The organism is Actinomadura pelletieri DSM 43383 (genome assembly GCF_003634705.1).
Classification (GTDB): Bacteria; Actinomycetota; Actinomycetes; order Streptosporangiales; family Streptosporangiaceae; genus Spirillospora; species Spirillospora pelletieri.
Genome location: NZ_RBWU01000001.1, coordinates 579,515 through 602,899 on the forward strand (window position 1 = coordinate 579,515; position 23,385 = coordinate 602,899).

General features: G+C 67.8%; 25 protein-coding genes and 1 pseudogene. 15 read left to right on the forward strand and 11 right to left on the reverse strand.

Annotated elements, in window-relative coordinates:
* Positions 1-72: 72 nt before the first annotated feature.
* Entirely contained in the window at positions 73-441 is a 369-nt protein-coding gene (locus BZB76_RS02595) for a hypothetical protein (RefSeq protein ID WP_121432672.1), read from the reverse strand.
* A gap of 563 nt (positions 442-1,004) precedes the next feature.
* Between BZB76_RS02595 and BZB76_RS02600 the strand changes: the two genes are divergently transcribed.
* The 3 genes from BZB76_RS02600 to BZB76_RS02610 all read left to right on the forward strand — a co-directional run bounded on the left by BZB76_RS02600 (position 1,005) and on the right by BZB76_RS02610 (position 4,038).
* Positions 1,005-2,303 carry a sensor histidine kinase gene (locus BZB76_RS02600; RefSeq protein ID WP_121433402.1) on the forward strand — a complete coding sequence of 433 codons (1,299 nt, stop codon included), beginning with the start codon at positions 1,005-1,007 and terminating at the stop codon, positions 2,301-2,303.
* On the forward strand, positions 2,267-2,911 hold the full coding sequence (locus BZB76_RS02605; RefSeq protein WP_121432673.1) for a LuxR C-terminal-related transcriptional regulator: 645 nt from the start codon (positions 2,267-2,269) through the stop codon (positions 2,909-2,911). Before BZB76_RS02600 ends, BZB76_RS02605 begins: the two co-directional genes overlap by 37 nt.
* A 266-nt stretch (positions 2,912-3,177) precedes the next feature.
* On the forward strand, positions 3,178-4,038 hold the full coding sequence (locus BZB76_RS02610; RefSeq protein WP_121432674.1) for a coiled-coil domain-containing protein: 861 nt from the start codon (positions 3,178-3,180) through the stop codon (positions 4,036-4,038).
* A 289-nt stretch (positions 4,039-4,327) separates the two neighbouring features.
* Here the strand turns inward: BZB76_RS02610 and BZB76_RS02615 are convergent, their stop codons facing one another.
* The gene (locus BZB76_RS02615; protein ID WP_121432675.1) at positions 4,328-5,113 is read right to left on the reverse strand and encodes an enoyl-CoA hydratase/isomerase family protein; all 786 of its coding nucleotides are present in this window, start codon (positions 5,111-5,113) and stop codon (positions 4,328-4,330) included.
* A gap of 437 nt (positions 5,114-5,550) precedes the next feature.
* Between BZB76_RS02615 and rho the strand changes: the two are divergent.
* Positions 5,551-6,729 (forward strand): annotated as a pseudogene (gene rho / locus BZB76_RS02620) (transcription termination factor Rho); the annotation flags it as partial.
* Here the strand turns inward: rho and BZB76_RS02625 are convergent.
* Entirely contained in the window at positions 6,726-8,327 is a 1,602-nt protein-coding gene (locus BZB76_RS02625) for a serine/threonine-protein kinase (RefSeq protein WP_121432677.1), read from the reverse strand. The pseudogene rho and the gene BZB76_RS02625 overlap by 4 nt on opposite strands.
* 212 nt (positions 8,328-8,539) lie before the next feature.
* On the opposite strand from BZB76_RS02625, the gene sigE reads away from it, so the two are divergent.
* Positions 8,540-9,079, forward strand: a complete 540-nt coding sequence (gene sigE / locus BZB76_RS02630; RefSeq protein ID WP_121432678.1) for an RNA polymerase sigma factor SigE — start codon at positions 8,540-8,542, stop codon at positions 9,077-9,079.
* Between the two features lies 1 nt (position 9,080).
* Here the strand turns inward: sigE and BZB76_RS02635 are convergent, their stop codons facing one another.
* The 6 genes from BZB76_RS02635 to BZB76_RS02660 all read right to left on the reverse strand — a co-directional run bounded on the left by BZB76_RS02635 (position 9,081) and on the right by BZB76_RS02660 (position 13,389).
* Positions 9,081-9,710, reverse strand: a complete 630-nt coding sequence (locus tag BZB76_RS02635) for a DUF4360 domain-containing protein (protein WP_121432679.1) — start codon at positions 9,708-9,710, stop codon at positions 9,081-9,083.
* A 135-nt stretch (positions 9,711-9,845) separates the two neighbouring features.
* A complete protein-coding gene (locus tag BZB76_RS02640) occupies positions 9,846-10,487 on the reverse strand; it encodes a DUF4360 domain-containing protein (RefSeq protein ID WP_121432680.1) in 642 nt (213 codons plus the stop codon).
* A 403-nt stretch (positions 10,488-10,890) separates the two neighbouring features.
* A complete protein-coding gene (locus BZB76_RS02645) occupies positions 10,891-11,535 on the reverse strand; it encodes a DUF4360 domain-containing protein (protein WP_121432681.1) in 645 nt (214 codons plus the stop codon).
* Positions 11,536-11,860: 325 nt separating this feature from the next.
* Positions 11,861-12,049 carry a DUF397 domain-containing protein gene (locus BZB76_RS02650; RefSeq protein ID WP_337959739.1) on the reverse strand — a complete coding sequence of 63 codons (189 nt, stop codon included), beginning with the start codon at positions 12,047-12,049 and terminating at the stop codon, positions 11,861-11,863.
* Positions 12,050-12,257: 208 nt separating this feature from the next.
* Positions 12,258-12,620: a DUF397 domain-containing protein gene (locus BZB76_RS02655; RefSeq protein WP_337959729.1), complete on the reverse strand. Its 363-nt coding sequence runs from the start codon at positions 12,618-12,620 to the stop codon at positions 12,258-12,260.
* Positions 12,532-13,389, reverse strand: coding sequence for a DUF5753 domain-containing protein (locus tag BZB76_RS02660; RefSeq protein ID WP_121432683.1), 858 nt, complete (start codon positions 13,387-13,389; stop codon positions 12,532-12,534). The genes BZB76_RS02655 and BZB76_RS02660 overlap by 89 nt, the downstream gene beginning before the upstream one ends.
* Positions 13,390-13,606: 217 nt before the next feature.
* Here BZB76_RS02660 and BZB76_RS02665 point away from each other — a divergent pair, with 217 nt between their 5' ends.
* From BZB76_RS02665 to BZB76_RS02670, 3 genes are all read left to right on the forward strand, one after another.
* Entirely contained in the window at positions 13,607-14,032 is a 426-nt protein-coding gene (locus BZB76_RS02665; protein ID WP_121432684.1) for an ATP-binding protein, read from the forward strand.
* A complete protein-coding gene (locus BZB76_RS34530; protein WP_170180488.1) occupies positions 14,029-14,166 on the forward strand; it encodes a hypothetical protein in 138 nt (45 codons plus the stop codon). Before BZB76_RS02665 ends, BZB76_RS34530 begins: the two co-directional genes overlap by 4 nt.
* Before the next feature lie 176 nt (positions 14,167-14,342).
* Complete coding sequence (locus BZB76_RS02670; protein ID WP_121432685.1) at positions 14,343-14,891, forward strand: YceI family protein; 549 nt, start codon at positions 14,343-14,345, stop codon at positions 14,889-14,891.
* Positions 14,892-14,938: 47 nt separating this feature from the next.
* On the opposite strand, the gene BZB76_RS02675 is transcribed toward BZB76_RS02670, so the two are convergent.
* Positions 14,939-16,306: a sensor histidine kinase gene (locus BZB76_RS02675; RefSeq protein ID WP_121432686.1), complete on the reverse strand. Its 1,368-nt coding sequence runs from the start codon at positions 16,304-16,306 to the stop codon at positions 14,939-14,941.
* Positions 16,307-16,464: 158 nt separating this feature from the next.
* Between BZB76_RS02675 and BZB76_RS02680 the strand changes: the two genes are divergently transcribed.
* The 7 genes from BZB76_RS02680 (at position 16,465) to BZB76_RS34535 (ending at position 22,433) form a co-directional block, all read left to right on the forward strand.
* Entirely contained in the window at positions 16,465-17,946 is a 1,482-nt protein-coding gene (locus BZB76_RS02680; protein WP_121432687.1) for a glutamate-cysteine ligase family protein, read from the forward strand.
* Between the two features lie 64 nt (positions 17,947-18,010).
* Positions 18,011-18,700 carry a response regulator transcription factor gene (locus BZB76_RS02685; protein ID WP_121432688.1) on the forward strand — a complete coding sequence of 230 codons (690 nt, stop codon included), beginning with the start codon at positions 18,011-18,013 and terminating at the stop codon, positions 18,698-18,700.
* Positions 18,697-19,764, forward strand: a complete 1,068-nt coding sequence (locus BZB76_RS02690) for a HAMP domain-containing sensor histidine kinase (protein WP_246006717.1) — start codon at positions 18,697-18,699, stop codon at positions 19,762-19,764. The genes BZB76_RS02685 and BZB76_RS02690 overlap by 4 nt, the downstream gene beginning before the upstream one ends.
* Positions 19,761-21,380 (forward strand): DUF4153 domain-containing protein, encoded by a 1,620-nt coding sequence (locus tag BZB76_RS02695; protein WP_121432689.1) that lies wholly within the window; start codon positions 19,761-19,763, stop codon positions 21,378-21,380. The genes BZB76_RS02690 and BZB76_RS02695 overlap by 4 nt, the downstream gene beginning before the upstream one ends.
* A gap of 131 nt (positions 21,381-21,511) precedes the next feature.
* Positions 21,512-21,817, forward strand: a complete 306-nt coding sequence (locus BZB76_RS02700) for an imine reductase family protein (RefSeq protein WP_121432690.1) — start codon at positions 21,512-21,514, stop codon at positions 21,815-21,817.
* An 80-nt stretch (positions 21,818-21,897) separates the two neighbouring features.
* The gene (locus tag BZB76_RS02705) at positions 21,898-22,251 is read left to right on the forward strand and encodes a PRC-barrel domain-containing protein (RefSeq protein WP_121432691.1); all 354 of its coding nucleotides are present in this window, start codon (positions 21,898-21,900) and stop codon (positions 22,249-22,251) included.
* 11 nt (positions 22,252-22,262) lie between these two features.
* Entirely contained in the window at positions 22,263-22,433 is a 171-nt protein-coding gene (locus tag BZB76_RS34535) for a hypothetical protein (protein ID WP_170180489.1), read from the forward strand.
* Between the two features lie 20 nt (positions 22,434-22,453).
* Here BZB76_RS34535 and BZB76_RS02710 read toward each other — a convergent pair whose 3' ends face one another.
* On the reverse strand, positions 22,454-23,356 hold the full coding sequence (locus BZB76_RS02710) for a carbohydrate-binding protein (protein ID WP_147449292.1): 903 nt from the start codon (positions 23,354-23,356) through the stop codon (positions 22,454-22,456).
* Between the last annotated feature and the right edge of the window lie 29 nt (positions 23,357-23,385).

Genomic DNA, 23,385 nt, shown 5'->3' on the forward strand with positions numbered 1-23,385 from the left:
CGGAACAAAAGGGAACGCCGTCCCGTGTCGCAGTTCACGGGACGGCGCTGCGGCATTAGCCGTATCTAACGGTCACGCCACCCTCTGCATGGGCACCAGCGTCTCGCCCGCCTGGCGCTTGCTCATGTCGAAGAGCGTGAGAGCCGCGAAGGTCGGGCCGTCCTCGCAACGGTTGTCGAGCAGTGTCGAGCGGCCCTTGAACGCGTTGATGGTGGAGTCCGTGTAGTGGTCCTCCGGGCACAGGACCGTGAGCTGCACGGCACCGGCGCCCATGCAGGTCGCCGCCACGAACGGGCCGACCTTGCTGTCGAGGGAACAGGTGATCGGCGGCGGCTTGGGCTTGTCCTCGTCCGCGAGCGCGGGGCCGATGCCAAGGCCGTACAGGCCGAGGGCGGCGGCGCCGACACCGAGCGTGGACAGGGCGAACTTACGAGCCTTCATGACGCACTTCCTCTGGGTGGCTGATGGTGAAAGCAGTGTGATCACGCTTGGCGCCGGCGTCGCATTACCGGGCTCGATTCCGCGGAACCGGACCGGCGAATGCAGAACCCATCATCGGATGCCGTGGACCAAGTAGGCAATGCCAGAACCCCATCAGATTTTGTTATACCGACCTCTTACCTTGGAAAACAACTATCGAACATGGCAGGGCGGCATCGTCCGATGCAAAACCGTCCAATCGATCTTGAAAATCTGACTGCAATTGACAACGGCTCAGACCTGGAACGGTAGCAGGAATCGTTCGGTGCCAAATTTGTCAACCGTCCATGATGGCCCGTGAAAAAGGCCCGTCCGGAAACACCGGTGCCCACCGAGCCCAGGCGACGCCGACACCGTCCGGGTGTAGCCAGCTACACCCCCACTTCGGGTTCCGGGCACACTGTGTGTGCGGCCGCGCGCCAGAAGACTGGACGTCATCGGGCAAGCGACCTGCGGAGGAACCGGTGGACGGCAACTTGGTGAGCGGCGGACCCGTGTCGGTGACACGGGCGAAAGAGACACCGATGGAAGAGACACGACTACAGCGGCACATCAGGGCGCCCTGGCGAGGGCTCGCGCTATGGCTGCTCGGCATCCCGGCGACGCTCGTCGGGCTGTGGTTCATCACCGTCGTCTCGATGATCACGAGTCTGGTCGGGGTGCTGCTGTTCCCGTCCGCGACGATGCTGCTGCGCACCCAGCTCGACGCGTACCGGAGCAGGATCAACCGGTGGACCGACGCCAAGATCCAACGGCCGTACCTACCCGAAGAGGAGATCGAGCCCGGCCTCCAGGGCATGCTCAAACGGTTCATCTCACTCATCAAGGACCCGGCGACGTGGCGTGACTACCTGTGGGTGGTCGTCGATCCGTGCGTGACGGTGTTCACGGCGGCGCTGCCGGGCCTGCTGATCCTGTACGGCATCTGGGGCTTCGCCGTCGCGACCTTCGCGGGCGAATTGATCGGCCACTACGGCGGTAGCGACTGGTACGCCTACATCCCGATCACCGAGTCGTACTCCCGGGACGCCGGACGCATCGCGTCCACGGTCGTGATCGCGACGCTGTGCATCGTCATCGGCTACCTCATCGGCCCGAAGATGCTGAACGTGTACGGGCGATGGGGACGGTACATTCTGGGCCCGACGCGGAAGTCGGAGCTGGCACTGCGCGTCCAGCACCTGACCGAGACCCGGTCGGACGCCGTGGACGCGTCCGCCGCCGAACTGCGCCGCATCGAACGCGACCTGCACGACGGCGCCCAGGCCCGTCTCGTCGCGATGGGCATGAGCCTCGGCGCGATCGAGCACCTGCTCGACAAGGACCCGGAGAAGGCGAGGATCCTGCTGGCGGAGACGCGCGAGTCGTCCGCGAAGGCCCTGCACGAGCTGCGCGACCTCGTCCGCGGCATCCACCCGCCGGTGCTCGCCGACCGCGGCATCGCCGACGCGATCAAGGCCCTCGCGCTCGACCACCCCATGCGGGTCGAGGTCGAATCCGACCTTCCGGCCCGGCCGGAACCGCCGGTGGAGTCGGCCGCCTACTTCGCGGTGTCGGAGCTTCTCACGAACGCCGCCAAGCACTCCGGCGCGTCCCGTGTCTGGATCGACCTGCGACACGAGGGCGGAATGCTGCGGATCACCGTCACCGACGACGGTCGCGGCGGCGCCACGATGACGAACGGTACGGGCCTGCGCGGCATCGAGCGACGGATCGGTACATTCGACGGCGTCCTCGCCCTCAGCTCGCCGGTGGGCGGCCCGACGATCGTGACCATGGAGCTGCCGTGCGCGTTGTCATCGCCGAAGACCTCGCCCTCCTGAGAGCGGGCCTGGTCAGCCTGCTGGAGACGCATGACTTCGAGATCGCGGCCGCCGTCGACAACGGCCCCTCGCTCCTGAAGGCGCTCCTCGACCACCGCCCTGACGTGGCGGTGGTCGATGTGCGTCTGCCGCCGTCCTTCACCGACGAGGGGTTGCAGGCCGCGCTGGAAGCGCGCCGCCAGGTGCCGGGAATGCCGATTCTGGTGCTGTCGCAGTACGTCGAGCAGCTGTACGCGCGGGAGCTGCTCGCCGACGGCAGCGGCGGCATCGGCTACCTGCTGAAGGACCGGGTGTTCGACGCCGCGCAGTTCGTGGACGCGGTCCGCCGGGTCGCCGCCGGCGGCACCGCGATGGACCCCGAGGTGATCTCCCGGCTCGTCGCCAGCAACACCCGCGACACGCCGCTGAGCCGCCTGACACCGCGCGAGACGGAGGTCCTGGAGCTGATGGCGCAGGGACGGTCGAACGCGGCCATCGCGGACCGGCTCGTCGTCACCGAACGGGCCGTGACCAAGCACACCGCGAACATCTTCACCAAGCTGGACCTGCCCGTGACCGGCGACGACAACCGCCGCGTCCTGGCCGTCCTGGCCTATCTGAACCGCTGACGCCCGGCACGCACACGGGCACGCACACGGGCGCGGCGCCGTGGCTGCGCCGCGCCCGTGTCTCCCCCCGACCGGACCGCCGACGAATCGGCGGCCACCGGTTTCCTTCCGCCGTTCCCGCGGCCCATGATGATCTTCCGTACTGCTTGTTGAGACGCACGGCAGACCCTCCAGGTTCGGACTTGTCGCCAATACTTGATCTGTCACATGTCGCGGGGGGTGGCATAGTTTGCTCTCGCGAGATGGCCCTATTCAGGAGGGGCGCGATGACGGTGATTCTTGTCCTGCTCTGCCTGGCGATCGCCGGCCGGGAGCTCTATCTGGCGTTCGAGCGCAAGCGGATTCCGGCCGCGCCCGAGATCGCCGATATCCGCACCCAGCTCCGCGCGCTGCGCGGAACCCGGGACGAGCTGGAAAGCGTCCGCAGGTCACAGGCGGAACGGCTCGACCGGCTGACCCAGGAACAGGACCGCGACCGGGAGGCGCTCGGCGAGGCCGACGCCAGGATCCGATCTCTGATCACACAGATCAACGACCGGATGGTGCCGGACGTCAACGACAAGCTCCACCGGCAGCGCGAGGCGGCCGAACGCCTGGCCGCCGACGTCGCCGGACTGCGCACCCACCTGGCCCGCCGCCTCGACCAGGCCGTGGCCGCGTCCCTCGGCGCCGACCCCGTGGACATCGTCGCCGGAACACTACGCGTGGAGCCACCGGAGGCACGCCCCCCGGTCGCCGGCGCGTACGAGCGCTTCGCCGAACACCACGGCCTCCGGGTCGAGCTGACCGACCTGGATCGCTACTACCTGTCGGGCCGCAGCCCACGCGGCCTGGAACGAGACTTCATCGAACTCGTACGAGTCTCCCGCGACGGCACCAAGGACACGGAACCACTCCAGGACCTCGAACGCGCCCTCCGCGACGCCGAATGGGGCACGGCGCAGATCGGGCCGCTCCTACTCGTCCGAACCCCAGAATCAACGGCGTACGGCGTCCTACCCCTCGCGGACCTCCTCCGCCCCGAAACCGCCGCCCTCCTGGACAACCCACCCGCCGCCCTCCGCCGCCTACACCTCCTCCCCGAAACCCGCTTCCACACCCTCACCGGCTCGGAGACGTCCACGTGAACACAGGCGGCCGACGGGCAGGAATCGCGGCGACGCCTTCCTCGCCTTCGGCTGCTCGCGGCGGCCTCGGCCGTCCAGCGACGTGCCGTCCCCGCCACGTCCTGCGGCGCGGCTACCGGCGTCTCCGGGTTCTCAGCGGGCTGGAGACGTCCACGTGAAGACGGGTGGGCGGCCGGTGAGGAAGGCGGTGATGCCCTCCTCGGCCTCGGGGCTTGCGGCGGCCTCGGCCGTCCAGCGACATGCCGTCCCCGCCACGTCCTGCGGCGCGGCTACCGGCGTCTCCGGGTTCTCAGCGGGCTGGAGACGTCCACGTGAAGACGGGTGGGCGGCCGGTGAGGAAGGCGGTGATGCCCTCCTCGGCCTCGGGGCTTGCGGCGGCCTCGGCCGTCCAGTGGCGGGCCTTTTCCGTTACGTCGGCCGAGGTGACGATGGCGTCGACGATGTCCTTTGTCGCCTGTTGGGTGAGCAGGGATCTTGACGCGAGTGTCGCGGTGAACTCGGTGACCCGCGTGTGGAGGTCCTTCGCGGGGACGATCTCGTCGAGGAGGCCGACGCGGAGGGCGTGGTCGGCGCCGATCAGGTCAGCCGAGTAGAGCAGGTACTTCGCGGTGGACGGCCCCACCAGGCCGACGAGCCGGGCCGTCGCCGTCGTCGGGTAGACGAGACCGAGTTTCGCCGGGGTGACGCCGAACACGGCATCGTCGGCCGCGAACCGTAGATCGCACGCCGCGGCGAGCTGGCAGCCGCCGCCGACGCAGTAGCCCTCGATGGCCGCGAGCGTCGGTTTCGGGAAGGCGGCGAGCGCCCGTTCCGCGGCCACCGACAGGTGCGAGTCGTCGGGGCGGTGGATGTCGTCCAGCTCGGCGATGTCGGCGCCCGCGCAGAAGTTTCCGCCCGCGCCCGTCAGCACCACGACCCGCACGGCGGGATCGGCCGCCAGATCGTCCAGGATGCCGGGCAGTGCCCGCCACATGGCCGCCGACATGGCGTTGAGCTTGGCCGGACGATCGATCACGACCGTGCCGACACCGTCTTCGACCCGTACGCGCAGCCGCCCGTCCGGCGCCCCGGCCATGATCCTCCTCTGCTCGGACGCCGCTCATCGTAACCGGCGCCAAGAAACTCTCACTGACCTCGGGGAATGCGAAACCGCCCTGGAGTGCTGTACTGTCAAGGCAGCGTCTTCGTATTCCGCGCCTCGCGGTGAGGGCGTTTCTTCCCCGCCCCGGGTCATCTGAGAGCCCGGTGACTTCCCCGGTTCGGGCGCGCGACGGGCGTCCCGAGCCACCGTCCAAGGGAGCCGACTTCAGCCCGGTGAACCGAGCTGCTTTTCTTTCTTTCCACTCGCGTACGAGCCGCGGAATCCGCCGCTGTACGCGGATTTCGACCGCGGGCCACGCGGAACGTTCCGCAACGGCCTGAGAAGGGACCCGCATGTCCACTTCCACACTCGCCACCGAACGCCCCACCACGGAACAGGTCGCGGGCCGCACGGCGCCCGGCCGCAAGGTTCAGGCGGCGCACAGTGTGTCCGCGTCCGGCGCGCGCAGGGGCGGCCGGCAGGCACGGCGCCCCGTCGAGGAGACGCCGACCGTCCCGTTCCACGGCATCCTCGCCGTCCAAGACAAGCACGCGTTCGTGCGCACCTCCGGCTACCAGTCCGGGCCGAACGACGTGTACGTGTCGCTCGCCCAGGTCAAGGCCGCGAATCTGCGTCCGGGCGACGCCGTCGCGGGGACGGCCCGTCCGCCGAAGTCCAACCGGGAGAAGTTCTCGGCCCTCGCCCGCGTCGACACCGTGAACGGTGTGCCGCCCGAGGAGGCCGCGGACCGTCCCGCGTTCGCGCAGCTGACCCCGCTGTTCCCGGACGAGCGGCTTCGCCTCGACACCGGCCCGCTCGCCACCCGCGTCATCGACCTGATCGCGCCGATCGGCAAGGGCCAGCGCGGCCTCATCGTGTCGCCGCCGAAGGTCGGCAAGACGATGATGCTCCAGGCCCTCGCGAACGCGATCGCGCAGAACAACCCCGAAGTGCACCTCATGGTCGTGCTCATCGACGAGCGGCCGGAAGAGGTCACCGACATCCAGCGGACCGTCCGCGGCGAGGTCATCCACTCGACGTTCGACCGTCCCGCCGCCGACCACACCGAACTCGCCGAACTGGCCGTCGAACGCGCCAAGCGCCTGGTCGAGCAGGGCCACGACGTCGTCATGCTGCTCGACTCGATCACCCGGCTGGGTCGCGCCTACAACCTCGCGGCGCCGTCCAGCAGCCGTATCCTCGCGGGCGGTGTCGCGACCACCGCGATCTACCCGCCGAAGAAGTTCTTCGGCGCCGCCCGCAACATCGAGAACGGCGGCTCGCTCACCATCCTCGCGACCGCGCTGGTGGAGACGGGGTCCCGCATGGACGACGTCTTCTTCGAGGAGTACAAGGGCACCGGCAACATGGAGCTGAAGCTCGACCGGGGCCTCGCCGACCGCCGCGTGTTCCCCGCCGTCGACATCGAGGCGTCCGGGACGCGCCGCGACGAGCTGCTCATGACGCGGGAGGAACTCGAACTCTCCTGGCGTCTGCGCCGCGCCCTCCAGGGGCTGGAGAGGCAGCAGGCCGTCGAGCAGCTTCTGGAGAAGATGAAAGGCACCTCGTCCAACGCCGAGTTCCTGCTCCGCCTCCAGCAGACGACCTAAGGCGTCCCCTCGGGACGGAACGATTTCAGGATCCTGTCATAGAGGCGCTGGCCGGGCGTCCACTCCCGATCGGGCGCGTGGAAACAGAACTCGTAACCGGCCGCCCGGCTGCACAGCACATGTCTGGTGCTGTTCCCATGGGCGGCGTCCCGCCAGGTGAACTCCCACTCGGCGGCACCGGCGATGACCTCGGGCACGGCTTCGAGCCGCAGCCGCCGGTATCCGGGATAGCGGCCGTCGGCGACGGCCGCCCGCTCCTCGGCGAGCAGACCGTCCAGGGGATCTCCGGCCGCCGGGGAGATGCGCAGCCCCCGGCCCGTGCGCAGGTCCCTCCAGCGCATCACGGCCCCGCGCCGCTCCGCCTGCCAGCCCACGGGCACGCGCACCGAGTACGCGCCGGCCTCCCGGTATCTCGTCGTCTTGGCCGTCACCCCCGCCGCCGGACGCAACGCCACGGCGTCGCCCTTGCCGATGGACGTCCAGCGGGCCGTCCACGTACCGGTTCCGGCCGCGACCGCGGCGAGCGCCACCACCCCGAGGACGGCGCCGGGCCGCACCCGCCGCCCCACCGGCCGTCGCGCCCCGCACGACACCCGTGGCCGCGGCGGCAACGTCCACGGAACGCGCGGCCCCCGGAACACCCGCGTCCGCACCACGCTCCGTGACACCCGGCGGGTCTTCGGCAGCGTCGCCCGCGTGGCACCCGGTTTCGGAACGGTCCCAAGGACGTCCTGCAAAAGCTCGGCGGTGGCCTCGGCCGTCAGCCGATCTTCCGGCCGGGCCCGCAACAACCCCTCGATGACCGGCGTCAGCGGCCCCGCCCGCACCGGACGCGCGTAGTCGCCCATCAGCACCGCCACCATCGACGCCAACGCGTGGCAGCGCAGGAACGGCGAGAAACCCTCCACGGCCGTGTAAAGCGTCGCGCCCAGCGACCAGAGGTCGGACGCCTCCACGCCCGGCTGCCCGTTCACCCGTTCAGGCGGCAGATATGCGGGAGAACCCTCAATCCCCGCGGGCATCGTGTCGACGAACTCACGCCCATTGTCGATGTGCACGGCCAGCCCGAAGTCTGTCAGGAGCACCCGTCCGTCATTACAGATGAGCACATTGCTGGGCTTGACGTCACGATGCAGGATTCCCACGGCGTGCGACGCCCGCAGCACCGACAGGACGGCCGCGCCGATCTCCGCCGTCCTTCGCACGCCCAGCGGACCGTCCTCGGTGACGAGCCGGTGCAGCGAGCACGCCTCCAGAAACTCCATGACGATCCACGGACGCCCCTGCTCGATGAGCAGATCGTGGACGGCGACGACCCCGGGATGTTTCAACGCCGCCGTGGCCCGCGCTTCAGCCAGCAGACGCCGACACATCACCTTGCGTTCACTCTCGGTGACACGCCCCGGAAGATGTACTTCTTTGACGGCGACGTCCCGGTCCAGCGTCTCGTCATAGGCCCGCCAGACGGTCCCCATGCCGCCCCGGCCGACCACAGAGAGCAGACGATACCGTCGCGCGAGCGGTATCAACCGATCCCTATTCATGCGCAGGTTAATCGCCGGTACGCACCCAAGCCATGCTCCCACCGCCCCAATCATTTCTTGACCGGTGCGTGCAGCAGAGAAAGCGTCCGAGCGTGGTATAGGCCACACTCCGCACCCAAGCCATAACTATCCGTAACAACCACGTGAACGACGCCCCGGCCGCGAACGGCCACGCCCGCCGTCCTTACACGGCTCTTATCCGGGTACCGGCATGCTTGGCAGTAACGATTCTGTATCAGACGGGGGTAGTGGTGAGCGCAGGCGCTATGGCGTGGACCCCGCCGACCTGGGAGGAGATCGTCAGCGAACACTCCACACGGGTGTTCCGGCTGGCGTTCCGGCTGACCGGCAACCGGCACGACGCCGAAGATCTGACCCAGGACGTCTTCATCCGGGTCTTCCGTTCGCTGTCGTCCTACACCCCCGGCACGTTCGAAGGCTGGCTCCACCGCATCACCACGAGCCTGTTCCTCGACCGCGCCCGCCGCAAGCAGCGCATCCGCTTCGACGCCCTCGCCGACGACGCCGCCGAACGCCTCCAGGGCCGCGAACCGTCCCCGGCCCAGGCCTACGACGACCGCCTCCTGGACGCCGACATCCAACGCGCCCTGGACGGCCTCGCCCCCGAATACCGGGCCGCCGTCGTCCTGTGCGACATCGAGGGCCTCAGCTACGAGGAGATCGCCGCGTCCCTGAACGTCAAACTCGGCACCGTCCGCTCCCGCATCCACCGCGGCCGCGCCCAACTACGCGACGCCCTGGAACACCGCCGCCCCACCGAAGTCCCCACCACCTGCCACCACTGACCTACGAACAGTCTCTCCAGATGAGTATGTAGCTGTGGTCGTAGGCTCCGCTGCCGGTATCCATGGCGATGTCGCTGAGTTCCGACGGATCCGAGGTTCCCGCGTCGACCCGCAGTTCGCTGTTGATATAGAGAAGGTCCTTGTCGCACGGCTTCCAGGTGATCAGGCGCGGCGACGGCGGGTGATGATAGAGCGTCCAGATGCTGTCAAAGGGGCCCTTCACAGTGCGCGTGAAGGCATCTGGAGCACCTTCGAAGGCATGCACTGTCTTCACGGTGGCATCCGCGCCCTCCTGTAGGTGGGCGTATCCTCTGTGGTACGTCGCCGAGATGCCGTAGGTATAGCGCTCGGGCATGTGCATCATCAGGGCGACCTGGCAGTCGCTACGGCTCTCGTGGGGTTTCGAGTCACCACCCGCCCTCGCCGTGAAGCCGCTGTACTCGACCTCCATCTGGTTTCCCGTATCTTCCGCGAAGAACGCCCGGACGGTACCGGCTGAACACCCTGAGCCGTTCGCCCTCACGACCTCGAGCCAGGTCCCGGGCGGCCAGGCCATAGCCGGTACAGCCGGAACGACAGTCGCAGCCGCCCCCACAACAACCGCGGCGAAAACGGCGAGTCCCTTACGCATACGATCCCCTCTTCATTGGGTACGGTCGCCCGTCCAAGGACTGTGAAGGTGGTAGTCCGCGACTCCCGTCCGCGTAAGACGAGAGCCGTTGAGGACGGTCCAAGTCGGCAAAAACAAGAGCGTCGCGCTCGCGGACTACGGGCAGGTCTTCCAGGCGAGTTGATAGTCGTGGTTGGCCAGACCGGTTCCCTCTCCTATGGAGATGGAACTGAGCTTCGAGCGATCCGAGCTACCCAGTTCGACCGACAGTTCACTGCGAGTCTCGAAATTCCGGAGGTCGTCGCACTGCTTCCAGAGAATCTCATCATTCGGCCACCGACCGGTGAACTCCCAGGGACCGTCGATGGGCCCGAGCACGGCATGCCTGAAGAAAGCAGAGCCAGAGGAGAAGGAATGATTGGCATTTACGATGGCCCTCGCGCCCTCTTGTATCTGGGCATATCCACGGTAGGTCGAGGACACGATGCCGTAGGTGAAACCCTCCGGAACGGTCATTCTCAGGGAGACCTGACAGTAGCGGCGGCTCTGACTGGGTGACGAACCGGCACCCGCCTGCGCGGACACGGAATTGTTGAGGTACATCAAATCTGCATCTTCCGAGAGGCCCGCATAGACGGAACCGAGGGAGCACCCCGTGCCGCTCGCGGTCGCGACCTCGACCCTGGCCCCGTCCGGCCCCGGAACGACACGAGAACCGGCCACGGCCGGCACAGCCGAAGCAACGGTCACGGCCACCCCCAGAACCACGGTGGCGGAAATGGCAAGCCCTGCACGCATACGATCCCCTCTTCCCTGGGGGAATGGCCGCTATCCAACGACCATGGAAGCGTTTTCCGGCCTACGCTCATGCGCTAGACCAAGAACTGCCCGGACGGTAACCCCAACCCCCGACACCGTCAATGACCGATTTTCAACAGGTTCCACCCCTGCAAAACCCATCGAAATACGATTAACTCCGCCGAAACGGACCTGCTGCCCACTCGGCACACCACTAAATCCCTCCACCCTGGTTGCCGCCCCCGCACAGATTTCCCACCCGCACCACAAATATCAAATCAATCGATCATCACCGACTCAATCACGCCTCAAGACGAACTAAGTCTCGGCGGCACTCTGCGAAGGAGGGACGCCCGAAGTGGTACCCCAAAGCTCGTAGAAGTGGGTGGTCGCTGTTCGCGTGCTAAGGGCAGGTCTTCCAGGCCAGGGCGTAGACGTGGTGAGGGCCTTCTTCGAGGGAGTCCATGCTGATGAAGTTGACCTTCGACGGATCTGAGGTTCCCGGGTGGATCCGCAGCTCGCTATTGATGCGAAGCGGCCGGTCCTCGTCGCATGGCTTCCAGGTGGGCGAGTCGATCGGCGGCGGCACCGGGAACCACCAGATGTCGTCGATGGGCCCGTTCACGGTGTGTCTGAAGGGGCTCGGAGTACCTCGAAAGGAGTACTCGACCTTCACGACGGCGTTCGCGCCCTCTTGTATGAGGGCATAGCCGAGGTGGGACGCCGACACGATGCCGTAGGTGAAGCCCTCCGGCATGTGCATCTTCAGGGAGACCTGGCAGTTGCGGCGGAGGTCAGGGAGGTTCGAGTCAGGACCCGTCCGGGCCGCGAAGTCGCTGTATCCGAGGCGTATCTGGTTCGTATCCTGCGTGAGGTACGCATTGACGGTTCCGGCCGGACACCCTGAGCCGTTCACGCTCACGACCTCGACCTTGGCCCCGTCCGGCCCTCGAACGAGGCGAGCACCGGCCGCGGCCGGTACAACCGAAGCCACAGTCGAAGCCGCCCCCACAACGACCACGGTGGAAATGGCAAGTCCTGCACGCATACGATTCCCTCGTCCCCGGGAGCGGTCGCCGATCCAACGACCGTGGAAGCGAGTTCCGGACTACGCGTACGCCCTAGACCGAGAACTGCACGGACGGTAACCCCCACCCCCAACACCGTCAATCGCCAGTTTTAAACAGCCTCTCCACCACCCTAAACTTTTGCGCCAGCAGCGCCGCCATCCCTCAAAATCGCCGTAGCGACCTTACTCCTGCAAGCCCGCCGTCCTCCCAGGGCGACGCAACTACGTCAGGTGCCTGGTCGGTCTTGCTTTACAGCGCGTGAGCCCCAGCCGAACGGCCAGGGCTCAACGCGGAGCGATGGGGTTACGTCAGGTCGTACCGTCCGGCCAGGACGTCAGCGTGGAACACTCGCCAGGACGCGAGGCTGAACGACAATCTCGGCCCATCAGGGTCCTTGCTGTCCCGGACACCCGTCCCGCAACAAGCGCAAGGCCCGACCTCGACACACGCCCCGTTGTTCGCGCTGTGAATGCTCTTGCGCCATTCAGTCACCTCGACGCATGCGGCGTTATTGGCGCTGTGGCCGCTTTTACGCCACCCGGACTCGTCGTAAATGATCAAGGCACTCCTCTCCTCGGGCTTTAGACGACGATAGGTCGAAGACCGAGTCTGTTGAAGTGCCCAAAGTGCCTGGTCGGTCTTGCTTTACAGCGCGTGAGCCCCAGCCGAACGGCCAGGGCTCAACGCGCAGCGGAAGAGGCTAGGGCAGGTCGTACCGGCCTGCTAGCACGTCGGCGTGGAACGCACGCCAAGAGGCGATGCTGAACGCCAACTTCGGCCCCTCGGGGTCCTTGCTGTCCCGCACGGCCGTCCCGCAACAAGCGCAGGGTCCGAGCTCGACACATCCCCCGTTGTTCGCACTGTGGGCGCTCTTGCGCCACACACCTACTTCTACACAGTCGGCACCCCCGTTACCACTCCAGGTGCTCTTACGCCAATGTACGCCCGTAACGATTTTTTCGGGCTTTCGCGACTCAGAACTCTCGTTGGATTCTGTCCACCAGCCTTCGCGACTCATCCGGGCTTGCAGCCCTGGCGCGGAGCTGATCGAAGAGCCTGACATAGAGATCAACCTCCACTGGTTGCTCTAGGTAGATGCCGCCTGCTTCGTACTCAATGTACGCAACGTCGGGGTCCGCTGGGTAGGGAAATTTCAGAAGGTGGAAGCCCGTCAACATGGCTGGATGCGCACCAGCCGTGAAGGGCATCACCTGAAGCGTCAGAAAATTGCGCATGGACAGCTCCTTGATGTGAGCCAGCTGCTCTCGCATCACGTCAGCGCCACCAACATGCGTCCGAAGTGCACCCTCGTGCAGGATGGTCCAGATTTGTGGGTTGTCAAGGCCATCGAGCAACCGCTCTTGGCGCTGAGTCCGGACGGCGATGAGTCGCTCCAACTCGGAGTCATCCGGGACTTCCAGCGACGCAAGCGCCAGAGCCCGCATGTACTCCGGCGTCTGGAAGAGCCCATCGATTAGTTCGGACATGTAGGAGCGCAGCTCCACTGCCTCTTCCTCCAGTCCTACGTAGACCTCGAAGCCTGGGGGCATCGTGTCGCCGAACTTGTGCCACCAGCCGCGTTGGCGGCTCTGCCTGGCGAGCGTGACCAGAGCTTCGGTCGCGTCGTCGTCGAGGCCGTAGAACTTGCAGAGGGCGAGGATGTCGGCGGGCTTGGGGGCGTGGGTGGCCGCCTCGATTCTGCTCAGGGTCGCCGGGGCGATCCCGGCGTATGCGGCAGCGTCCTCGCGGGACGCCTTGGTCGTGCGGCGGAGCTGGCGCATCTCCCTGGCCAGGCGACGGCGGCGGACTGTCGGGCTTGTCCGAGTTGTCATTCTGTTCCCCCTTGTTCGCGTTATAGCGAATTGCGAAAACAATATTTGAGAATTCTCACAGGAATTCTGTACAGCCATGTGACTCTCGGTGCACACTCGGAGCGTAGCGACTCATAACGCGGCGTGTTCGGGTCTTTTGGGGATTCGACGTCATGCGTGCGCGGTGGACGAGGGGAACTTGCCTGATGGGCATCGTCGGACGGGTGGGCAGGCGCTCATGGCTCGGGAGGGCCTGTACGGCCAGCGGCGGATGGTTAAGGGGTCTCTGCGGCTGGAGACCGAGATGGGGAACGTGTCGGTCGGGCGGCAGTGGTTGCGGGACGTCCTCGACCAGGAGTTCGGGGTCGGGCGCTCGGTGACCGATGATGCCGTTCAGGCGCTGTCGGAGGTCCTCACGAACGCGATCCTCTATGGGACCGGGCGGTATGTGCGGGTGACCTATCTGCTCGACGGCGAGTGGGCGGAGGTCGCCGTCCACAATGATCGGCGGGCCGGTGGGGTGTTTCCGCGCAAGCAGTCGCCCGCGCCGGATGCCGAGTGTGGGCGTGGGCTGGAACTCGTCGAGGCGTTCTGCGAGCAGTGGGGCATCACGGCTCTGCCCGGTGACGCGGTCAAGGTCTGGTTCAAGGTGAGGTTCACGTGAACGGCTACCGGGCGCCCGCGCGGCATCGGGGGCCGTCCGACCGGTATGCCCGGGGCATCGTGCACGGCGTGATCGTGGGGGTCGGTCTGGGGTTGGTGCTGCTGGGCCTGCTGCTTCTCGTGTGGGGTGGTTGAGGCCGAATCTGGCCTTGTGTGGGCGGAGTCTGGGATGGGTGGTTTGCCTCTACCTTGAGGGCGTGGGTGTTGCGTACGGGCTCCGGGTCGGAGATCTAGCGGTCCGGGTTTGACATGTGCTTGAACCCTCAACTAATCTTCGAGATGTCGTTGAAGTTTCAAGCATAGGAGCCAGCATGAGCATCACCGCCGTAGCGCCCGGACTGACCGCCGGTACCTGGAACATCGACCCCGCGCACTCCGAGGTCACCTTCGTCATCCGGCACCTGATGACCAAGGTGCGGGGGACGTTCACCGAGTTCAGCGGGTCCGTGCAGATCGCGGAGGAGCTCGCCGAGTCCACCGCCACGGCGGAGATCAAGGTCGCTTCGCTGGACACCCGTAACGCCGACCGGGACGCGCATGTGCGCACCGCCGACGTCCTCGATGTCGAGAACCACCCGACCATGACGTTCGTGACCACGGGCGTGCGCGCCGAGGGTGGCGAGTACTACCTGGACGGCGACCTGACGATCAAGGGTGTGACCCGTCCGGTCAGCCTGGCGGTCGAGTTCAACGGTGTCGCCGAGGACCCCTGGGGCGGGACGCGCGCCGGGTTCTCCGCCTCCACCACGATCAACCGCAAGGACTGGGGCATCGAGTTCAACGTCCCGCTGAAGGGTGACAAGGCTCTGCTCGGCGACAAGGTCGACCTTCTGCTGGAGATTCAGGCCGTCCGCGCCTGAGTGCCTTGTTGACCTGCGGCGTGTCGGGGGGGGCGGCACGCCGCATGTCAGCGTGGCAGGCGTTCGAGGGTGGTGATCAGGGGGAGGCGGAGCGCGAAGCGGGCGCCGTGTGGGTGATCCTCGACGCGGAGCGTTCCGCCGTGCGCCTGGGCGACCTCGCGGGCGATGGCGAGGCCGAGGCCGGTGCCGCCCGCGTGGCGGCTGCGGGCGGTGTCGAGGCGGGTGAAGCGTTCGAAGACGCGTTCGCGGTCGGCGGGCGCGATGCCGACGCCGTCGTCGGTGACGGTGAGGACGGCGTGCCCGTTCTTGCGGGTCACCTCCAGCGTGATGGTCGAGTCGGCGTAGCGTTCGGCGTTGTCCAGGAGGTTGCCGAGGAGCCGGGCGAGCTGCACGCGGACGCCGCGCACCATGACATGCCGGTAGAGCTGGGTGTTGATCTTCCGGTTGAAGGAGCGTCGGCGGATCTCGGTGGAGGCCAGTTCGGACAGGTCGATCGGCTCCAGGGCGAGCATTCCGCCGGTGCCGATACGGGCGAGCAGCAGCAGGTCGGTGATGATCGCCTCCAGCCGGTCGGTGTCGCGCAGCGCCGACTCGACGACGGCGTGGAGGTCGTTGTCCTCCGGGTGCATCGAGGCGTCTTCCAGGTTGGCGCGCAGTGCCGTGATGGGCGTGCGCAGTTCGTGGGACGCGTCGGAGGCGAACTGCCGCTGTCGTGCGACGGCGCGTTCGAGCCGGTCGAGGGTGGCGTTGGCGGTGCGGGCGAGCTGGCCTATCTCGTCCTCGCGCAGCGGTTCGGGGACGCGGCGACTCAGGTCCGTCGCGCTGATCACGGCGAGTTGGACGCGGATGGCCTCGACCGGGCCGAGGGTGCGGCCGACGACGCGCCAGGTGATCCATGCGACGAGACAGGTCAGCAGCAGGACGGCCAGCGCGAGCACCATCTCCAGCAGCCCGTTCACCAGGTAGGACGGGAGCCGCTCCGCCGAGTACACGACGACGGAGTCGGGCGCGGTGGTGACACGTATGGCCTCGATGACGGAACACTCACGTATCGGCCAGGCGCCATGGCACTCGGTGTAGTCGCGGATGCGCACATTGCTCGACGGCCAGAGTCTGCTCACCGGCGGCAGACTCGCGGCGGCAGGGGTGGCGTTGGTCACACGTCCACCGGGCTCGACGACCTGAACCAGGACGCGTCCGCGCGTGCCGTCCGGGATCTGGCCCTCCAGTGATCCGTCGCGGACGGCCGCGCTGATCCTTCGGCCCGGGACCTGCGTGTTCTGCATGAGGTCGGCCTTGACGACCGTGCGGACGGTGACGTCGACACCGACGGCCGTGATGCCGAGGACGAGGGCGGCGATCACGGCGGCGATGATCGTGTCCCTGGCCCTGATGGACCGGGGGCGCATGCGCATGAAGCCCTCCGCCGGGGGGATAGGCGGGATTCCAGACGAACCAACACGCTACCTGCCGGTTACGAAAGGGGCGCCGGAATCGACAGGCGTGGTTTTCACCTCCACGCACCGGGAGATCCCGTTTATGACGGTTCCTCCGAATCACCAGGGACGGACACATGGGCAGGGACGTGGCCTCGGCCACCATCAGCGGCGAGGATCGGCGGCGGTACCGCGACAAGGTTCGCGCGTGCCTCGACGTGCTGGCCCGCATGCTGGGCGAATCCCAGTTCGATTTCCAGCACCCCCATATCGGGCTGGAGATCGAACTCAACCTGATCGACTCACTCGGTGACCCGCTGATGCGTAACGCGGACGTGCTCAAGGCGATCGCGGACCCGGCCTGGGCCACCGAGCTCGGCCAGTTCAACCTGGAGATCAACATCCCGCCCCGGGAGCTGGGCGGCGAGAGTACCGGCGAGCTGGAGGCGGAGGTCTGCGACCATCTCGCCCATGCCGACACACGCGCCCGTGAGCTGGGCGGACGGCTCGCCATGATCGGCATTCTGCCGACCCTGCGGCGTTCGGACATCGGCGAGGAGACCCTCTCCGCCAACGCCCGCTACAAGATGTTGAACGACCAGATCTTCGCGGCGCGCGGCGAGGAGATGCAGATCGCGATCGACGGCCCCGAGGCGCTGCGGATGCACGCCGACAGCATCACTCCCGAGGCCGCGTGTACGAGCGTCCAGTTCCACCTTCAGGTGAGCCCCGACGAGTTCGGCGCCTACTGGAACGCGGCCCAGGCCGTGTCGGCGGCGCAGGTCGCGATGGGCGCCAACTCCCCGTACCTGTTCGGGCATCGGCTCTGGCAGGAGACCCGGATCACGTTGTTCGAGCAGTCCACTGATACTCGTCCCGACGAGCTGAAGGCGCAGGGCGTCCGGCCGCGCGTCTGGTTCGGCGAACGCTGGATCACGTCCGTGTTCGATCTGTTCGAGGAGAACACCCGCTACTTCCCCGCGCTGCTGCCGCTCTGCGACGAGGAGGACCCGCGGGCCGTTCTAGAGGAGGGCGGCATCCCCGAACTGGGCGAACTGACCCTCCACAACGGGACCATCTACCGCTGGAATCGTCCCATCTACGCGGTCGTGAAGGGCCGTCCGCACCTGCGTGTGGAAAACCGCGTCCTGCCGGGTGGGCCGTCCGTCGCCGATGTCATCGCCAACGGGGCCTTCTACTACGGCGTCGTGCGCATGCTCGCCGAAGAGGAACGTCCCGTGTGGACGCGTATGTCGTTCTCTGCGGCGGAGGAGAACCTGCATCGCGCGGCCCGTGACGGGCTCGAAGCCAGCCTGTACTGGCCCGGAATGGGGGAAGTGCCCGCGTCCGAGCTCGTGTTGAAGACGCTCCTGCCGCTGGCCCACGAAGGGCTGACCCGGTGGGGTGTCGAACCGGCCCGCCGCGATCGGCTCCTCGGTATCGTCGAACGGCGGTGCGTCACCGGTCAGACCGGGGCCGCCTGGCAGATCAACACCGTCGACGCCATCGAGAGGTCCGCACGCGTCTCGCGTCATGAGGCGCTGCGTGTCATGACCCGCGCCTACGTGGAGCGGATGCGCGACAACGCGCCCGTCCATACCTGGCCGATCGGTCCCTGATCTTCACAACTCCTGCACATCTTCCGCTCAAGGCGGACAAGTCCGACTTCTAGAGTCTGGTTGCGTGACCGAGAACCAGACGCGGCTCCTCGTCGTCGAGGACGAACCGACGATCGCGCGGGCCGTGGCCGACCGGCTGGCGGCCGAGGGGTTCGCCGTCGACGTCGCCGGCGACGGCCCGTCGGCCGTCGAACGCGCCCGCGCGTTCGAGCCGCACCTGATCGTGCTCGACGTGATGCTGCCCGGGTTCGACGGGTTGGAGGTCTGCCGTCGGGTGCAGGCGAGCCGTCCCGTCCCGGTGCTGATGCTGACGGCCCGCGACGATGAGACGGACCTGCTCGTGGGGCTCGGGGTCGGCGCCGACGACTATGTGACCAAGCCGTTCAGCATGCGGGAGCTGGTCGCCCGCGTCCGCGCGGTGTTGCGCCGCGTCGACCGGCCCCCGGCGAGCGCGCTGAAGGACGACGCGGTGCGGATCGGGCCGCTGGAGGTCGACCAGCGGGGCCGCCGTGTCCGGCTGGACGGAAGCGAAGTGCACCTCACACCGACCGAGTTCGACCTGCTGGCCTGCCTGCTGCGCAACCGCGGGACGGTTTTGACCCGCGCCGTCCTGCTCGAACAGGTGTGGAACTGGGCGGACGCGTCCGGCACGCGGGTCGTCGACAGTCACGTCAAGGCGCTGCGCCGCAAGCTAGGGCAAGGGCTCATCCGGACCGTCCACGGCGTCGGATACAGCTTGGACACGGCGTCGTGACCGCCGTCGACCGCGACTTCGTCCACAGGCTGTGGGCAAAGCTGCCGCGACCGCTGGACCCGCTGCGCTCGATCAAGGTGAAGTTCGGCGTCGTGGTCGTGGTGACCGCGTGCGTCGCCGTCCTCATCGTCCTGTGGGGATACCCCATGGGATTCCGGGCGAGGGAGACGCTGCCGGTCGGTGTGATCATCTCCCTGGTCGTGATCCAGCTGCTCGCGCACGGCATGACGGCGCCGCTGCGGGAGATGACGGCGGCGGCGCGGGCGATGGCGCGCGGCGACTACAGCCGCCGGGTGCGGGCCACGTCCCGGGACGAGGTCGGCGAGCTGGCGCAGGCGTTCAACCGGATGGCCGCCGACCTCGCCGAGGTCGACCGGCAGCGCCGCGAGTTCGTCGCGAACGTGTCGCACGAGCTGCGCACCCCGATCAGCGCGCTGCACGCCGTCCTGGAGAACGTCGCGGACGGGGTCACGCCCGCGACGCCCGACGTCCTCGAAACGGCGCTGGAGCAGACCGAACGGCTCGGACGTCTCGTCACGCAGCTCCTCGACCTGTCCCGGGTCGAGGCGGGCGCGGCGACCCTCGACGTCACCGACATCGACGTGGCCGCGTTCGTCGACGACGTCGTGGCGGAGGCCGCCGCCGGGCACCCGGACGCCGTGTTCGAGTTCGATGTGACGCCCGGCCTGCGCGCCGCCGCCGACCGCGACCGCCTCCACCAGATCGTCGCGAACCTGCTGGACAACGCGGTCCGGCACGGCCCGGACGGCAGGCCCGTCCTCGTCACCGCGCGTCCCTGGGCCGCGCCGGGCGGAATCGCCATCGAGGTGGCCGACGAGGGGCCCGGCATTCCACCCGAGGAACGGTCCCGCGTGTTCGAACGGTTCACCCGCGGCTCCGCGTCCGGCCCGCCCGCCGGGACACCGGGCGGCGGCACCGGCCTCGGCCTCGCCATCGCGAGCTGGGCGACCGAACTGCACGGCGGCGACATCACCGTCCTGGACACGCTGCGCGGCTGCCGCATCCGCGTCATGATCCCCCCGAACACCGGAGAACACGCATGACCAACCCACCCGGCGCCGATTTCGTGCCGCCCGACCCGCGCACCACGACGAAACCATCGCCCGCCCCAAGACCGCCCGCGCCGCCGCGCCCTCCGGCCCCGCCGCCGACGAAACTGGGCCGGGCGATCGCGGACTGGAAGGCTCCCACCCTCCCGATGTCCCCGGCGCTCGTGGCGGGCGCGGCCATCGCCGGGGTGATCGGCGCGATCACACTCGGCCCGGCGCTGCGCAACGGACATATCGGCGTCGGCGTCCTCATCTCCGCTTCGGCCGTCGCGTACGTGTCGGGGGTGTCGGTCTGGTCGGCGGGACGTCTCATCCGTCCCGGACGCCTCAACCGCACCTGGTTCATGTTCGTGGCGCTCGCGCTGTGCCTCTCCGCGACGGCGGCGATCCGGGACGCGGAGTGGGTCGTCGTGCTCGCCCTCATGCTCTCCGTGGCGATGGGCTCCTATGCGGCGTCCGGTGGACGGTCCTGGGTGGAGGTCCTCGGCGGCGGCCTCGCGATCCTGCCCTCGACCTGCTGGATGCTGCCCTGGGCGGGACGCGGCGCGTACCGGGCGGTGACGTCCGGGCGGGGCACCGCATGGCCGATCATCCGGACGAGCCTGATCGCGGCCGGGCTGCTCGCCGTGTTCGGCGCGCTGTTCGTCGGCGCGGACGCCGCGTTCGGCAGCCTCGCCGCCGGACTCTTCCCGGAGGTTTCACCGGACTCCGTCGTCGCCTACGGATACACCGGCGCCTTGATCCTGCTGCTGGCGGCGTCGGCCGCGTTCCTCGGACAGGCACCCCCGCCACTGCGGATGCTGAACCCCGACCCGGCGAAACCGGCCGGACGCTGGTCATGGGTCGTGCCGATCGCCGCGCTCGACCTGCTGTTCCTGATGTTCTGCGCCATCCAGGCCCGCGTGTTCCTCGCCGACGACAAGGACGAACTGCTCCGTTCCACCGGTCTCACCTACGCCGAGTACGCGCGGCAGGGCTTCTTCCAACTGGTCGCCGTGACGGTCCTCGTCCTGGCGGTCGTCGCCGTCGCCATGCGGTACGCGCCCTCTTCAAGCCGCCGCGACCGCGCCACCGTCCGTGCCCTCCTCGGACTCCTGTGCGCGCTCACCCTCGTCGTCGTCGGCGTCGCCCTGCGGCGCCTCTACCTGTACGAGGAGACGTTCGGCTGGACGCGCCTGCGCCTGTGGGTGCACGCGTTCGAACTGTGGCTCGGCGTCGTCATCATCCTGGTCGCGGTCGCCGGGGTCGTCCGAGGCCGCGTCACCTGGCTACCCCGCGCCGTCGCCGCCAGCGCCGCGGCCGCGATGATCGTCCTGGTGTCGATCAACCCGGACGGTTTCATCGCCGAACACAACGTCACCCGCTACAAGGAGACGGGCAAGATCGACGTCGCCTACCTACAAGAACTGTCCGCCGACGCGGTCCCCGCCCTGAACCGTCTACCGGAACCCCGCCGAACCTGCGCCCTCCTCCTGATAGCCGCCGACCTGAGCGAGGACGAACCGTCCATGAGCGCCAACCTCGCCCGCTCCCGAGCCCGCAAACTCCTCGCCGACACTCCCACCATCACCACCACAGACTGCTACCCCATCTACCCCCACCGCCCCTGACAATTTTCATCTCTCAGGGAGACGAGACGGTGACACAGCAGCACAGCCGGTGGGTGCTCGGCGCGGGGCGCGACAGTGCAGAGGTTCGGCCTGCCCTGTCGAGGCTCGAGTCGGGTGGACCCACACCGACCATGCTCGGCGCGGTGAACGTGAACGCCTCGGACTTCGCCCCGATCGCCGAGCAGGCGATCGAGAGCGCCACCCGATGGTTGGCGGGCTACGCCAAGCAGATCGACGAGGGCGTGTTCCCGCCCGACGACGTCGCCATCGACCTGCACCGGGCCGAGATGGAACACGTCGTCGCCGAGAGCGAGGCCCTCGGTGTCAACGCCGAGCTGCCGATGTTCATGAGGGCCATGACCGATCGTGCGGTGGCTGCCGGGCACGGCGGCGAGAGTTACCCGGCGATGATCGAGCTGTTTCGTGTTCCTGGGTGATGGGGGCGCGGGCGACGCATTGGCTTCTGTGAGCTGGGTAACCCTAGGGGCTGACAGAGGTATCGACGGCTGGGTGTGACATGTTGAAGGTCGAGGACATTCGGGAGTGGCGCGGTCATCAGGTGATCGACGCGTCCGGGAGCAAGGTCGGCGAGATGGAGGCCGTCTACGTCGACACCGGGACCGACCAGCCTTCGTTCATCACCATCAAGGTGGGTCTGCCGACCCGGCAGCGGCTGGTGTTCGCGCCGCTCGACGGGGCCACGGTGGGGCCGGGGCATGTTCGCGTCGCGCACGGGAAGCGGCAGATCAAGAGCGCTCCGTCGATCGGCACGGACGGCGAGTTGCTCGCCGGAGACGAGCGGGCGGTCTTCGACCACTACGACATGCCCTACCAGGCGGCCGCGGACGAACGCCGGCTCGCGCGTCGCTGAGGAGACTCCACGTGGCTTTGTTCTTGTTCCTTCTCCTGGTCGCGGTCGCGCTGGGAATCGTGGGCGTCGTCGTCGAGGGGCTGTTCTACCTGCTGGTGATCGGTGTGGTGGTGTTCCTGGCCGATCTCGTCCTGAGCGGAATGCGGATGGGGCGCCGGCGCGGTTCTCGTCCCGCGCGCTGACGCCCCATCGGCTTGTTGTCCTATTGGTGGACGGCCCAGTGGTCATTGGCTCCCGCGCGGTCGAACTTCAACGCCGGGCACCCCCAGTCCTTCGGGTTCGGTTGGGCGGTGGGCTCCCACGGGGAGTCGACCGGGCTCGCCGGACGCCAGACCTCCTTCAGCCGGAGCCGAATGGAGCTGCTTTCGAACACGTCGTTCTTCGCCTCGCTGCAGAAGTAGGCGTTCCCCGAACTCGGGTCGTTGGTCGCGTAGATCTCGAAGATGTCCCAGCCGTAGGTCGCATTGCTCTGGTCGCGGCCTGATTGGCGGTAGAAGAGGTCCCAGACCGCCGTCTTGTGGTTGTAGAGGTAGGCCGTCCACTCGTTGGTGGCGGCGTTCGTCTGGACAAGCTGGATGTTGTACGCCGGGCGGTCGTTCACCGGTTTCGTGTAGGTCTCGATGAACTCGTCGTCGATCTTGAGCTCTCTCGCGGGGCCCTCATGGCCACACCAGTCCCAGGCCCACAGCCCGTTCCCCATCGTCAGGGAATAGACGGTGGTGACCTCCATGCAGGACCCGGCCGCCTTGAGGGTCGGCGCGTAGGTGAAGTCCTCGTAGGAGGACACCCGATAGTTGGGGGCGACGCTTTGCGTGGCCATTATTCCGTCGTGCGTGTCGCCGGCGGGTTGGACGCCCCAGAACTCATGGATCTCGTCGCGTTGGAGGCGGGCGCGATGCAGTTCACGGAAACGCTTGGCGGCCAGACTGTTCCGCGCCCCGGGCGCGAAGGCATGGGCGCCCGCGACGACCCCGCCCTTCGGGGCGTTCGGATCCGGCGAGGCGGCGGTCCCGGGCCCCGAACCGGTGGCCGCGGCGGCGGCACCGGCGGAGGTGAATGTGGTGGCGATGAGAACGGCGCACGCGAACATGCTTCGACGTTTCATCACACGACTCCTTGCGACGCGGGGGCGGG

Bases quoted from the DNA above. Each gene is read 5' to 3' on its own strand.
- BZB76_RS02595 (WP_121432672.1), bottom strand. From the start codon at position 441: ATGAAGGCTCGTAAGTTCGCCCTGTCCACGCTCGGTGTCGGCGCCGCC.
- BZB76_RS02600 (WP_121433402.1), top strand. From the start codon at position 1,005: ATGGAAGAGACACGACTACAGCGGCACATCAGGGCGCCCTGGCGAGGG.
- BZB76_RS02610 (WP_121432674.1), top strand. From the start codon at position 3,178: ATGACGGTGATTCTTGTCCTGCTCTGCCTGGCGATCGCCGGCCGGGAG.
- BZB76_RS02615 (WP_121432675.1), bottom strand. From the start codon at position 5,113: ATGGCCGGGGCGCCGGACGGGCGGCTGCGCGTACGGGTCGAAGACGGT.
- BZB76_RS02625 (WP_121432677.1), bottom strand. From the start codon at position 8,327: ATGATTGGGGCGGTGGGAGCATGGCTTGGGTGCGTACCGGCGATTAAC.
- sigE (WP_121432678.1), top strand. From the start codon at position 8,540: ATGGCGTGGACCCCGCCGACCTGGGAGGAGATCGTCAGCGAACACTCC.
- BZB76_RS02635 (WP_121432679.1), bottom strand. From the start codon at position 9,710: ATGCGTAAGGGACTCGCCGTTTTCGCCGCGGTTGTTGTGGGGGCGGCT.
- BZB76_RS02640 (WP_121432680.1), bottom strand. From the start codon at position 10,487: ATGCGTGCAGGGCTTGCCATTTCCGCCACCGTGGTTCTGGGGGTGGCC.
- BZB76_RS02645 (WP_121432681.1), bottom strand. From the start codon at position 11,535: ATGCGTGCAGGACTTGCCATTTCCACCGTGGTCGTTGTGGGGGCGGCT.
- BZB76_RS02655 (WP_337959729.1), bottom strand. From the start codon at position 12,620: ATGTCAGGCTCTTCGATCAGCTCCGCGCCAGGGCTGCAAGCCCGGATG.
- BZB76_RS02660 (WP_121432683.1), bottom strand. From the start codon at position 13,389: ATGACAACTCGGACAAGCCCGACAGTCCGCCGCCGTCGCCTGGCCAGG.
- BZB76_RS02665 (WP_121432684.1), top strand. From the start codon at position 13,607: ATGGCTCGGGAGGGCCTGTACGGCCAGCGGCGGATGGTTAAGGGGTCT.
- BZB76_RS02670 (WP_121432685.1), top strand. From the start codon at position 14,343: ATGAGCATCACCGCCGTAGCGCCCGGACTGACCGCCGGTACCTGGAAC.
- BZB76_RS02675 (WP_121432686.1), bottom strand. From the start codon at position 16,306: ATGCGCATGCGCCCCCGGTCCATCAGGGCCAGGGACACGATCATCGCC.
- BZB76_RS02680 (WP_121432687.1), top strand. From the start codon at position 16,465: ATGGGCAGGGACGTGGCCTCGGCCACCATCAGCGGCGAGGATCGGCGG.
- BZB76_RS02695 (WP_121432689.1), top strand. From the start codon at position 19,761: ATGACCAACCCACCCGGCGCCGATTTCGTGCCGCCCGACCCGCGCACC.
- BZB76_RS02700 (WP_121432690.1), top strand. From the start codon at position 21,512: ATGCTCGGCGCGGTGAACGTGAACGCCTCGGACTTCGCCCCGATCGCC.
- BZB76_RS02705 (WP_121432691.1), top strand. From the start codon at position 21,898: ATGTTGAAGGTCGAGGACATTCGGGAGTGGCGCGGTCATCAGGTGATC.
- BZB76_RS02710 (WP_147449292.1), bottom strand. From the start codon at position 23,356: ATGAAACGTCGAAGCATGTTCGCGTGCGCCGTTCTCATCGCCACCACA.